Source organism: Bartonella sp. HY328 (assembly GCF_025449335.1).
Taxonomy (GTDB): domain Bacteria; phylum Pseudomonadota; class Alphaproteobacteria; order Rhizobiales; family Rhizobiaceae; genus HY038.
The window spans coordinates 1-13,562 of the sequence record NZ_CP104884.1 but is presented as its reverse complement, the minus strand read 5'-3'; the positions used below and the strand labels follow the sequence as shown (position 1 = coordinate 13,562).

The 13,562-nt window shown below is 41.6% G+C and carries 6 protein-coding genes; all 6 read right to left on the bottom strand.

What is annotated here, in order from left to right; all coding sequences use genetic code 11:
* Nucleotides 1-302: 302 nt before the first annotated feature.
* The 6 genes from N5852_RS13590 to repA all read right to left on the bottom strand — a co-directional run bounded on the left by N5852_RS13590 (nt 303) and on the right by repA (nt 13,487).
* Complete coding sequence (locus tag N5852_RS13590) at nt 303-3,041, bottom strand: DUF262 domain-containing protein (RefSeq protein WP_262099923.1); 2,739 nt, start codon at nt 3,039-3,041, stop codon at nt 303-305.
* Between the two features lie 100 nt (nt 3,042-3,141).
* Nucleotides 3,142-5,040: a DUF262 domain-containing protein gene (locus N5852_RS13585; RefSeq protein WP_262099922.1), complete on the bottom strand. Its 1,899-nt coding sequence runs from the start codon at nt 5,038-5,040 to the stop codon at nt 3,142-3,144.
* 122 nt (nt 5,041-5,162) lie between these two features.
* Nucleotides 5,163-5,969, bottom strand: coding sequence for a helix-turn-helix transcriptional regulator (locus tag N5852_RS13580; protein ID WP_262099921.1), 807 nt, complete (start codon nt 5,967-5,969; stop codon nt 5,163-5,165).
* A gap of 411 nt (nt 5,970-6,380) precedes the next feature.
* On the bottom strand, nt 6,381-10,472 hold the full coding sequence (locus N5852_RS13575; protein WP_262099920.1) for an autotransporter outer membrane beta-barrel domain-containing protein: 4,092 nt from the start codon (nt 10,470-10,472) through the stop codon (nt 6,381-6,383).
* A 690-nt stretch (nt 10,473-11,162) separates the two neighbouring features.
* Complete coding sequence (gene repB / locus N5852_RS13570; RefSeq protein ID WP_262099919.1) at nt 11,163-12,200, bottom strand: plasmid partitioning protein RepB; 1,038 nt, start codon at nt 12,198-12,200, stop codon at nt 11,163-11,165.
* Nucleotides 12,201-12,296: 96 nt separating this feature from the next.
* The gene (gene repA, locus N5852_RS13565) at nt 12,297-13,487 is read right to left on the bottom strand and encodes a plasmid partitioning protein RepA (RefSeq protein WP_262099918.1); all 1,191 of its coding nucleotides are present in this window, start codon (nt 13,485-13,487) and stop codon (nt 12,297-12,299) included.
* Between the last annotated feature and the right edge of the window lie 75 nt (nt 13,488-13,562).

The window sequence follows — 13,562 nt, the reverse complement described above, 5'->3', positions numbered from 1 at the left end:
TTTAATAGCAGAAAGCAATTGGGTGTTTTATATATCGGCTTCCTTGACATCGTTATTAGTCTTAATATCTTGCAAAAATATCAACATTACTATTTCGGCTTTCGCCCCTATATTATTGATTTTTAGTTTGGGGCGTCAGTAAAAATAATCAAATCATAATCATGGCATAATGTGATATTTAAGTAAACAATAAGGGGATATTGCGCGGCTTTTGCAGCTATCCCCCTCGCCTTTTTGCATAGCGCCCAATCACGCGATAAAGACTTGCAGCTTAGCCATTAATGGGCAAGCTTAAAAACAAGCTAAAACTTTTGGTCTGAGGCTAAAGGCTTGGTTTCAAGATCAAACCATTTAGTCAATATATTTTGCATTAATAGGATGCGGTCATAGTGGTCATAGTCGCGGTAAAGCTCTACTTCGTTATACTTATCACTTATTGAAACATCCGTGTCGTTGAAAGCGTCACTGGCCATATCATGTTTACTTTTCAATTGTTGATTTTGGTCTTTGGGGCGCGTTTTTTCTAAGCCCGCAATGGCGATATGGCCGTTTTGGTCAATTTGCGGCAATGTAGCATTACTTTCAGCTAATTTTTTATTCATATCCGCAATTTTTTGAAGGTGCTTTGCCTTGTCAGGCTCCTTCTCATTTTTGCTGATTAATTGCCAGCCAAATTCACCACTTTTTAAAATTAAACCATTGGACAGTGTGAGACCATTTTCATAAATAGCGTCATCTTGAAACAAGTTCTTATCTGCGTCATCTTTCCATCGGGTTTCATTCATCGTGTGGAATAATTGGCGCAGTAGACTATTTTGATAGCTTCCATCCGTGCGGTTTTGCCGTTTAAAAATTTCGCTAGAAAAGCGTCCTCTAGTGGTTGAAAATATGCCATAATGGCTAAACTCCGGATCGCTTAACATTTTAGGATATTTTACCAAATAATAACGCCAACAAAATGCTTTAGCTTCCTCGCAAGATTTTAGCCATGCTAAAATTTGTGTTTCAAATTCTTTGGCAATATTCGTTTTATCCTTTATCAACACACAAAGCGCAAGCAAAGCTGTTTGGCATTTTCCGCGACTGTCCTGATCTTTTGGAACAAATATTTGCGTAAATGACGGGTAAGCGTCAGATATATTATACACCTTACCATAGCCACAGCGAAAATGATACGGATTGCCTTTTGATAGCTCATAATAATAATCTTGCTCAGTAAGCATGGCTTGCATGAAGAGTGAAAGCGGCACCTGATTGTGGCTTGGGGTTTCAAGTGTTAGGGCGCAAAAGAGGCGGCGGCCTTGGCTTAACCGCTCTTTTAAGGTTTGATAGGGTGGCAAATCTTGTTCAGTTTGTTTTTGGCTTTTATCATCTTCAAAAATACCTATGCTGCCTTGCAAAAAGATGTGATTTTCTAAACGGTTTAAATTGGCAATAGCATTGGCATCATCTTGCCATTGTTGACGATAGTTTAATTTTCTTGACTCCTCATCCTTTTGAAATTTGCTAAAGGCTTCGGCTTGTTCAAATGTACCGGTGAGCATAAGCGTGGCTGTTTCGCTAATAAGCGCACCAAAATTTTCAACACGCATTTCATAGGGTGAATTAACTAAAAGATTGCGCAAAATTCTTAAATTTTTGCGCTCTATTTGCAATGGATTTTCATGGCTTTCTTTATGCTTGATAAAAGCAAGGAGGCAAGCAAAAAGCATAATTTCACTCGCCAAACTCAAGCCATTATCCTTGGCAATGAGGGCTTTGAGAAAATGAACGCTATTTTTGTCATCACCATCGCCAATAGCGGTAAAAAGGGCAATTCTTGTTTTGCTTGGTGGCGTTAATCGATTGGTATTTGCAATATAAAAACAGTGGCGGAAGTGTTTAGCATTGGCTGCAATAGGAATTTTAGCCAATGTGTCCAGAATGGTTTCAAAAAGGTCAAGATGAGTGCTTACTCCTTTAAGGCACTCAATCCCCTCAATAATATGAAGGCTTGTAGCATTGCATTTTTCACCAATGACATCAAGAAAAGCGCGGTTGACATTGGCTATACGTTTTGAAAAATCTTCTTTTTCACTAATATCGTTTTGACTTTTGCTATTTTTTTTGTTTAGCGCACCGCTATTTTGCCCAAGATAATAGGTTATTTTGATAAAATAGCGGATAAAGCGCATGAAAGCCTTGTCACTTAACTCAGCGCGATCTTTAGTCTTGTCATCATTGCTGCTTGCTTTGGTTAAATTCCAAAATAATAGGCTCCAATCACCGTCTAGCTTTTTGGCGATGTCATCAACTTTATCAGAGGCATTGGATTTTAGATGGCCAAGCAGCGAGGCTTTAAAATTTTCAAATTCGGTGAGCTGCTTGCCGCGCGCATTCATTTTAACATAGATTTCATCTGCCGATAGCGACAGGTTGGTGAGCGGTGTATAATAAAAGACTATCGGCGCCTTATTTTGATCTTGGGTTAATGTTTGCCAAAGCCCCTCACAATCGTGAAATTTTTCGTCAATAGCATCAAGCATGGTCAACATGCCGGCAATTGTCGGGTCTAAATCCCATTGCAAAATATACCAAGGCTGATTGCGAATGGTTTTTGACCAGTTTCCACCAAAGTTAGCAGTGGGCTTTAAGATAAATTCATGGATAAAATGGCTTAAAAAAAGTCGGCTGCTTTCACGCACAAAATATTTAAAATTGGCTAAAACCGCCGGATCTGGTGCAATAGCACCTTTTGCTGCTTCCCCACTCATTTTAGCTTTAACGGCAGCATAGGAATGCAATAAAAACAATGTGGTTAGCCTTTGCTGGCCATCAAAGGGGTGAAATTTTTCGTCTTCCAATTCGCCATAGATGAAATCGAGAACGAGAGGTTTTTTATCCTCCAGCAGCGTTACGGCATCATATAACGAAGCTAAGAATTTATCACGAATGTCATTGACCCATTTATTTTGCCGCCCTTGGGCATAATCGCGCTGAATAAGCGGAATAATCACCCTATGATCTTTTAATAGCGTATAAAAACTATAAGTATTATTCATGAAAACACCTTGAAAAAGTGGTACTGAAATGATTGATTTTTATAAAAAATCCAGCTGCAAGGCTTATATTTTACTTTAAATCTGCCGCAAATTGTCACTCTTAAAAACCTTTGATAAGGTTCTCAATTTTTTCCATATAGGTTTTACGGTCGTTTTCGTCCCAAAAGGGTGAGCCTTGCTCCGACATATTAAACAAGCGCATAAACACCGCCTGTGTTAGTGGCGGCACAAAGGCACCTTGATTAATCGCCTCTATGATTTTAACCTGCTTGACGATGTAAATAGAATTACTTATCGATGAATTGGTGCTAGCATCAAGCAATGCCAAATTGCTTAAACTATTGACGTCACCACCATCCTTATCAAAAAATTTAAGTACTTCATCGGCAAGCTCTTTAAATTCTTCACCAAAGCTTTTGTCGCGAGTATCGTTGTTGATATTTTTTAAAAGCTCGTTGACTTGGTTTTTCAATTTTTCAAGGTCTTCTTTTTTTGCATTATCAATCTTTGCCGCCTCAACAAACTCGATCGCCTTTGCCTGGTCTTCAAGCCAAGTTTGCCACTGCACCTTAGTGTTAAGCCCTTCAACATTGCGGGCATGGATATGCTCAATATTCCATTTTGTAGCAAGATGGGTGGCAAAATCATAGCGCAAATGGCTGCTATTTTGTTTATCATTACCAATCAAGCGTTTTTGTTGGCGCACATATTCGACATTGGCAAAGAAAAGCACACGGCCGATCATTGCCTTGTCCTTATCAAAATGCAAGCTATCAAGCGCTCTTTCTTTGCGATGTTTTTGAACAACCTCCGTCCAAGTTTCCTTAATTTTTGCCCTTAAAATTTGTTTTATTTGCGTTTTCGTCTTCCCTTTAAGCTCATATAGCAGATTAAAGGTGGCAGATGTGTTTTGTGAATGAACGCCGTTTAAAAAGCCAAGCCAATGGTAAATATCATGGTCAAGATAAAAGGATTTTAATCGCTGAAAATCCATATAAATTTCATCAAAAACTTTTTGAGCAATGCTTAAATCATCGGCTTTTGCTGTCTTTGCCAGTTCAGCAAGCTTAGCAAGTTCAGCAAGTTTCGCTTCAAGGCAATTATAAGCGGCATAATTTTCAGTTTTCGCGTCTTTATGGAAATGAAAATTGAGTAAAAAATCAATGCGTGTCTCATAATTATCTTTTTGCCCTAAAAAGCCCCAAAAGCTTTCATCTTGCAATTCCACTTCCATTTGATCCCATTTGGCACCAATAAGACCGCGTCTTAAATCAACATCGCTTTGATTATCATCACCGCCATTGTGGTATTTTGGATCTAACAATAAAGCGCGGCTTAATTCTGCCGAAGTGAGTGGAATTTTTCCCATATTAAGACGCGTAAACGTAGCAATGCGCTCATGCTCATCACTGGCAACAGGCTCATACCAAAGCACATAAACCTTTTTGCAAAAATTGTCGTAAAATTCTTTTAGTTTTGGTGGTTCAAAATTCTTAAAAAAATTCCGAATAGTTTCGATTGCAGATGAAATAAAATAGACGTTTATAGCGTCATCATCTGCTTTTTTATTGTGTTTTTCTGACAAAAGGCAATCAATTTTCTTGCTAAAGGCTTCATTGTCATTTTCACGCGTTTTTGTATAAAGCTTAAAATTTAAACTGTTTTCCTGCTTAAATTCTTTCGTCAAAATTTTATTGATAAGATAAATGGTGGTGAGCCGCTGCTGGCCGTCAACAATTTCAACGTCACATTTGATGGCTTTACTATCTTTATCGGCCTTATCGCCAGTTGTTGGCGCGGCAACAATGGTTTGTAAAAAATACCGCCCTTTAGCGCCATTATCGGAAAATTCTTTGATGTCATTTAAAAGGTCGTTTACTTGTTGCTCTGTCCAGCGATAGCCGCGCTGATAATCATTAATGAAATAATTACCGCTAAGGTCACCTAACGGGGCTAAGTCGCCATTTTTAAGCTTTTTATTGGTGTTTTCTTGGCTCATGACGGCAATGCCCCTTTATCGTGATTACTGCTGGATTAGATATTTTATTTGCGCGGCTTTTATTCTTCGGCTCTATAGGTCACTTATGCGACAAAATCTGTCCTCCCTTAAGATACCCAATCTTAAGGCAACATTGGAAAATCATCGCGGCGATATTTATCGACCAAATCGCGCAATGCCTGTGGTTTAATAACCTCGATCTTATTGCCCCATGGATAAAGCGCCCAAGCCATTTCATAAAAGCCCGCCGCCTTAAAACCAATGGTCACACTACCATCATCATTTTCGCAGGTGATTTGATCGAGGTGGAAACGATAATTTTTTACCGCCCTTGCTGCCTCTTTAGCAAAGCGCCATTCAACCTCGTTATATTCCTCATCGGAATAAAAGCCACCAAAGGCGCGTTTAGCATAATCGGCAAGGTTGAAATTGTCTAATTTTTGCGATGATGTGGGCAGTTGGGTAATAGTCCTCATGCGGTCAAGGCGGTACCAAACCGGTGATTGAAACTGCAATGCCTTATCGCTTATGGCAATAAGGTAATGGCGCCGCCCAATAATCAAGCCTTGTGGATGCACATGGCGGCTTATCCATGCCTCTTTATAGCTATCAAAATATTCAAATTCTATTTGGTTGCCAGCGGTTAAAGCCTCATAAATATCTTGAACAACTTTGCGATCAATTTCAACATGAGGACCAGTAGTTGCAGCAATATAATTGCTTTCAATCAGGTAATCATAATCAATCAGAGTTGACTTTTTTAGGTTTTGACCAGCTGTTGCCATAAGTTTGTTATAAAGGTCGCGCAGCCGTGACTCAATATTACTCGTTTTAGAATAATCGTCAATTTCGCTATAGGTCATACCATAGCGCCGCGAAGCTATATCAATTGCGAGGTTGAGTAATTCACCCGCCTTTTTATAGGCCATATTTGCTTCCCCACAAATTTGATCCCGTGTAATTTTGCAAGTAACCGAATAGCATATTCTATTTTGCTGGCAAATAGTCGACCATGCCTCGATTAATTTTATAAATTTTCCATTTACTGCACTGCTATTATAGCATTAGCTAGTATAGTTTTGATATATTTATAGTGCTTAATTGCCATATTTATTAGCATTAAATTTATTTGAAAAATAAAACCATATTTTAATATACAGTAAAATTACTTAAGGCTAATTTGTTTGTTCCATTATCGCCTATGGAGATTTAAAGCAGACGGTTAAAAACTTGGCGGCATCTTTATAAAAGAAAAAGCCCGTCGATAAAAATCTACAGGCTTTTTACTTCAATAAATATAATTAGTTTTTATATGCTTATGAAACTATTCCATATTAGGCTTAAAATTGGTATTTAATTTTTACACCGCCGCCGCCGCCTTGCCGCTGACCAACATAGCCTTGAGCATTAACATTAATGTTAAAATATTGATTAGTAGCTATTGGCTGGAAGTTGAAGCCAGCTTCAAATATGCCGGTGCTACCCTGCAATGATGGCTTATCGAGATTGAACTCATAAGCCCTTGCAGCAATCTCACCATCAAATTCATACTCATAAGCGGCACCAATATAAGGTTTGAACTGCTCATTATATGCATATGCATAACGCCCACCTATTTGTAAGCGTGAACTTTGCGCGCGATCAAAGCGTAGCTTTTCATTGCTAATTGAGACTGTATCGCCATCCATATGTACCCATAAATAACGACTATAGACATCAAGTGATTGTTTTTCATCAAAATTAAAGACATAACCACCAGCAAGATGCCCGCCATAATAGCGGCTTTTACTATCATAAGAACCATGATAGCCATTCTCCATTTGGCCAAAAATATTATTGCCGACGTCAAACTTACTGCTGGCACGCCCTGCACGTATTGATGCTTCAAGGTAAACGCCATCAGCTTGATCAACGGCTAAATTACTTACCCGTCCAAGACCAGTATTGGCAAAGTCAATGCGGCCAAAAAGTCCGCCACCTTTATAATCACTAGAACCATCGCCATGAACTGAAGCAAAATTGCTAAAGCTATTATAGGTATCATAGGTACCGCGGCCATATTCAAAGAAAGCACCAACTGTTGCTTTATGCCCGACGTAAAAATCAAAACCTGTTGCAATACCAAGTGCCATGTTAAAGCCCTTAATATCAACATGGCTGCCAGTATTATAACGCTGCGATGAGCCATTGGCGATCATGAAAGGAATAAAGGCTGGGCGATTAACATCATCATCATTGGCGCGCACCATAATGCGAATAGTATCAATGCCAGCCATTGAAATCAGATCATTTGCCTGATTAAGGACAGCAAGGGCCGCGGCTCGCCCTTCTAAATAAGATTTTGACTGCGGATTAACCTTTGCTGCAGATGAACCATTAGGATCAATAGGCTGAGGTGTTGGTTCTGGTGTCGGATTGGGTGTTGGTTCTGGTGCAGGCGGTGTTGTATCATCCTTTTTGCCAATAGTTAGAACAAATGCCTCATCAGTGCCATTTGGCTTTTGTGACAAGGTTGCTTCATAAATGATAAATTGACCCTGTTTGATTGTATAAGGGCTGGCTGACCATGTACCAGTTGTTTTAGTGATAAAAGTTACCTCGTCACCATCATTGAGACGGTTATCGCTCACTTTCATATCTGCAACGGTATGTTTAGTATCGGTTAGGTCAACAGCGCTACCACCCTCGGCAATTGTAATCAGTGTATCGCCATTTTTGACATCACTTGGCAATGTCCAGTTATAATTTTCAAAATTATAAACACCAGAAACCGTACCGCGATAGCCAACAAGATTAAGCGTATTGCCAGAAATTACTTTTTCAAAAATAGTCGCAAAATCTGCACCTGACTCATTAAAACTGACACCAGCACCATCTATACTCTTACCACCCCAGATAGAGCCATAGGTAGTGACACCATTTATCACTTGATTGAGTGTGATTTTGTCACCAATTAACGTGACTGTGTTGTTAATGGCTTGACCACCACTACCATTTACTCCGTTTGATCCTGCGGCACCACCTATGCTCAGGCCACCATAAATACTAGCCCCGATAGACGATATGCCTGCAATACCGACATTATTATTGCTAACAATGCCACCATCGCCGCCAGTACCACCAACGCCATAGCTTTTGCCACCAGCACCGCCAATGCTCAAACCACCATAAACCGAACCGCCAGCCATGCCACTATTGCCGCTAGCACCAGCACCATCAAAATTGCCACTACCAGCATCGCCGCCGCTACCACCTTGAGCGCCATTGAGGACAACATCCGTTAAGGTTAAACTATTGCTCGTAACATCGCCGCCCGAACCGCCATCGCCGCCAGCAATGCCATAGGTACTGGCATTTCCCATACCGCCCGAACCGCCAATGCTTAAACCACCAAAAACCGAACCGCCACCTATGCCACCAACGCCGCCGCCGCCATAACCATAGCCAAAACCATTGCCAGCGATCACATTCGTGCCAAGGCCACCATTGCCACCACTGCCACCTTGAGCGCCATTGAGGACAACATTTGTTAAGATCACATTATTGCCCTTAACAATGCCGCCGGAACCGCCATTGCCATTCTCGTAATTATCTTGACCGCCCGAACCACCAATGCTTACACCGCCATAAACCGAACCGCCACCCATGCCACCAATACCGCCGCCGCCAACGCCAATACTGACATATCTAGGACCAAAGCTAACAGCAATACCACCATCGCCGCCAACACCGCCAAGCGCACCCGTCAGTATTACATTCTTTAATGTAACCGTATTGTCCATAACAGCACCGCCTGCACCGCCCGAACCATTGCCATAACTAACACTATTACTACCGTTTTGAAGTTCAATTCCGCCCGAACCGCCAATGCTTAAACCGCCATAAACCGAACCACCGCCAATGCCACCAACACCGCCACTGCCATCACCATTGGCACTGCCACCGGTGGTCCATGTACTGGAGCTGCCACGGCCATATCCCCCATTACCTCCATTGCCACCAACACCCCCCGTCAGCCTTACATCGGTCAATGTCACTATATTGCCTGTAACAGCACCACCATCGGCGCCACCGCCCGAACCGCCTATACTTAAACCACCATAAACCGAACCGCCACCCATGCCACCAACGCCGCCACTGCCATCACCACGACCATAACCGCCATTACCAAAGCCAATATTGGCAATACCCACACCGCCAGCACCGCCAGCTCCGCCGCCATTGCCTGCAAGTATCACATTTGTTAATGTCACTATATTGCCTATAACAGCCCCGCCGTCACCGCCGCCTGTGCCGCCACCGCCAATGCTTAAACCACCATAAACTGAACCGCCACCCATTCCGCCACCGCCAGAACCACCTAATGCACCGTCCAAAGTAACATTCACCAATATTACGTAATTATTTCTAACAATACCGCCGCCGCCGCCAAATCCGTCGGCTCCGGATCCTGATCTATTGCCTCCGGCTCCTCCAATGCTTAACCCCCCATAAACCGAACCGCCACCCATGCCGCCGACACCGCCGCCGCCAATGCCAAAACTCCTAGCACTATAACCGCCATTGCCCCCATTGCCACCAACACCGCCCGTTAGTCTTATATCCGTTAATGTAACAATATTGCCTATAACAGAACCGCCAGAACCGCCTAAAGCGCCAGAACCACCAATGCTTAAACCACCATAAACAGAAGCGCCCCCCATCCCAGCAACGCCGCCACTGCCGCTGCCGCCAAGAGCCCTATTATCAACACCAAAACCACCGGAACCACCTGATGCACCCACTAAAGTAACATGCGCCAATATTACGTTATTATTTGCAACAGAACCGCCAGAACCACCCATACCAGCGTCAACGATGCTGGCAGTACCGCCATTGGCACCAGCACCACCAATAGTTAACCCGCCATAAACTGAACCGCCACCCATGCCACCAACGCCGCCGCCATTGTCACGCGCAATGCTAGCGCCATCTGGGGCTGCCTTGCCACTCCAATCATATTGGACGTTTTGCATAAAAATGGTGTTTTTGGTAATATCTTTACCAGCTGTCCCATTGTTGTTATCTTGGGTATTTCCAACTGCACCGATACTAACACCGCCATATATAACATAAGGAGCAACGGGATCGCTTGCATCTGTTTGCGTGTTCCAGTTGGAAACCACCGTCGCATTATTTAATCCAACCGTTATAGTATTACCCGAATAGACGCCATTGGCAAAAAGACTTTTGAAAACAATAGCGGCTGCGGTATTTCCTGTCGGATCTTGTTTTAAATAATTTGCCGCATCATTTCCATTATAGCTAATATCTTCAGCCGTTGCGGCTGCCAAACCTATGCTTCCCATGATAGCACCACCAAGTGCTATAGTGAGCGCAAAACGTGAAACATAACCTTTAAATTTAAAGCGATTTTTTGACAAATTCATCATAGATGCCCCCGTAATAAATAATAATAACCATTATTTATCAAAAGCCTAACGCACCTAACCCCACCAAGTAAATATTAGCGCTATCTAAACTACAATAAATATAGACTTATTATTATTTTATAATAATAAGTCTTTTGTATACATTAATATAATAACTATCGCCATAAATGATTAACTTATACATGAAAATACAAATTCGTGTGAATTACAGACCTTTATAATTTAGAATTTACTTACTTATGTGGTGGATTATCAATTAACGCAAAATCATCTGTTTGCGCTTTTTTAAAGCCTTGCATAACGGGCTTAATCGCCTGAATTGTAGCTACATTTGACCGTATTTGTTGCTAAAACAATATATCTATCACGGCAAATAAATTAAAAAAAATAATTGGCGAACTAAGGTCACGGCCGATAAAAATAAAAAATAATTCAATATGGATAAACTAAATAAAATTACTTCAAAAAATACCTAAAAATACAAAAATTATGTTTGTGGTTTTGGTATTAATGCCGACCACAAGCTAAAAAGATCTTTGGCTACTCTATTAAAAAGACCAAATCAATTATAAATATTTTAGTATTGGAAAAATCAATTTAGTATCAATCCGTTCAATAGAATTAAGCGGGATTTCGCCCGCTTAATTACATTATACCACCGATAACGAGTGTATCTATTTATACTAGCTATCACGCTTTTTGAGCGTTTAAATAATCTTCATAAAACTTTGATAAATTATTGCCGATCCATTCGCCAAAGGCTTTGCTATCCGCGTGATTAAATTCCAAGCTAAGGGCTTTTGGCTTTGGTTTAATCGCAACATCAATTTTTTTGTCCATTGATTGCCACGCTGTAACCGCATTTTTTACATTGTCGCTCGTTTGGCCTTTTGCCTTTGATTTTGCATTGGTTTTAGCGGCAGATTTCTTTTGATATTTTACCAAATATTGATGCAAATCATCAAAGCGCTGCTCATTGCCAAGGGCGATAAAATCATCAGTTTTAACATATTCAAGGGCACGGTCTAGAAATGCAGGATTTAAGATAATTTGGCGCAGACTTAACCACTTATCACGACCGATATTTTTTGCCGCACCAAGTGCAGTTAACAAAGTTTGCGGCATAATTTCCATAACGCTTAGCATTTTGGATAGCATGGCATCATCAAGGCTTAAGGCTGATTTAATCACTTGCCGTGATAGGCCACGCGCCGCAAGATTTTGCGCGAAAAATGCGCGTTCAATGAAGGATAAATTAGCCCGTGCCGAATTTTCTTGCCCCTGTGCCACGGCAGATGCCACATCATCAAGGCTTTTTACCACGGCCTTAACTTGCAGCCCTAATTCCTTTGCCACTTGCGCCCGCCTATGGCCAAACACCACCATATAGCGCCCTGCTTGTTCTTCATGAGGGCGCACCAAAATTGGCGATAATTGCCCCTGCTCTTTAATCGCTTCCAACAATTCGCGGTAAGCCTCGTCATTTTGTGACAAGCGATCAGACACAAAAGAAGCATCTAACAAATTGGGATCAAGAGTGATGATTGTTTCACCATCCATAAGCTTCTTGGTATTTTCTGCCATTTCCTCAATTGAGCGCACAACGGCTTTAGCAGCACCAGTCATCGCATAACCGGTTTTGCTTGCCTTGGGCCGATTGGCTTCTACTTCTTCTGGCTTGTTTAAAGATGACATATCAAGATTGGCAAAGGGATTTTTACGCGACATGATGATGATCCTTTAATCGGTTGCAAGAGCTGCTCAAAAGGCGCAACTTATTTATTTCATTTATCGTTTTTACAATAAAAACGGCTGACAAAACTTTCACACCCTGCCCCAATGCTGGTGGATAATATCAACAATTTCGCTATTGGCAGAGTTTAAACTGTCCATCGCCCGATCATAGGTAGCACGCACAAATTCGCCGCGCTCCACCTCATAAAGCGTTTGTTTTTTAATGCTGGCATCAGCAATAGCTGTCGATTTTAAGACCGGATTTTTAAGCATATTGGCGGCAAACATGCTTTGCATAAAGCCAACCATTTGCGCTTGCGGAATATCGGTTGGCTCAAACCGGGTGACGAGATAACGAAACCAGTTTACCTTGATCTGCGCACCGGCATCGGCGACTGATGTCATAATGCCGCCAAGCATCATCAAAAATTGCGACATCGACATGATATCAAGCATTTGCGGATGAATGGTAATTAAAATCCCCGTCGATGCCATAAGCGCAGTAATGGTTAAATAACCAAGTTGCGGCGGACAATCAATCACCACCACGTCATATTGGTCATCAACTGATTTTAACGCATTGGCGATGCGAATATGGAAAAGCCGCCCCTCGTCCCCTTTTTTTCCTGAAATAGCAAGAGGTACATCATATTCATATTCTTGCAGCATTAAATTAGCCGGTACAATGTCAAGACCAGGAATATTGGTGGTTTGAATGATGTTGGAAATTGGCACACGATCTTCATCAAAACGCAATGCTTCGTAAAAAGATTGCGTGTCATCCATTTCAGGTTGAATACCAAAAAGCGAGGTTAATGATGCCTGCGGATCAAGATCAACTGCTAAAACACGGTGGCCAGTTAAAGCCAAATATTGCGCTAAATGGGCAGCTGTGGTGGTTTTGCCGCTACCACCCTTAAAATTTACCACCGATACGACTTGCATAGCCTCGCCCTCGCGGCGGCGCGGCACATAAAAGCGTTTGTCAGATTTTTTATTGTCTTCCAAATAATCGCGCAAAGCAAGCATATCATTGGCGCTGTAATAACGACGGCCACTAATCGTTTCGATTTGCGGGCCCTTACCCTCAATATTTAATTGCCGCAAATGACTTTGCGTAACGCCAATTAACTGCGCAACTTCAGCAGTTTGAAACTTGCGTAAGCCTTTTTTCGCATCTGGCGGATATTGCTGCATGCGCAACATATTTAAAGCACTAGAGATTTTTTCGCCCTGTTCGGCAATAAGATAGTCGAAACGATTTGCTTTATCAGTGGTCATTTTGGCAAATAAATCCCTTTTAGTGATATTTTCGCAAAAACTACAAAAATACGATTATTTACGAAAATATAGCCG

Excerpts from the sequence above, each read along its gene's own strand:
- N5852_RS13590 (WP_262099923.1), bottom strand. The coding sequence starts at position 3,041 with ATGAATAATACTTATAGTTTTTATACGCTATTAAAAGATCATAGGGTG.
- N5852_RS13585 (WP_262099922.1), bottom strand. The coding sequence starts at position 5,040 with ATGAGCCAAGAAAACACCAATAAAAAGCTTAAAAATGGCGACTTAGCC.
- N5852_RS13580 (WP_262099921.1), bottom strand. The coding sequence starts at position 5,969 with ATGGCCTATAAAAAGGCGGGTGAATTACTCAACCTCGCAATTGATATA.
- N5852_RS13575 (WP_262099920.1), bottom strand. The coding sequence starts at position 10,472 with ATGATGAATTTGTCAAAAAATCGCTTTAAATTTAAAGGTTATGTTTCA.
- repB (WP_262099919.1), bottom strand. The coding sequence starts at position 12,200 with ATGTCGCGTAAAAATCCCTTTGCCAATCTTGATATGTCATCTTTAAAC.
- repA (WP_262099918.1), bottom strand. The coding sequence starts at position 13,487 with ATGACCACTGATAAAGCAAATCGTTTCGACTATCTTATTGCCGAACAG.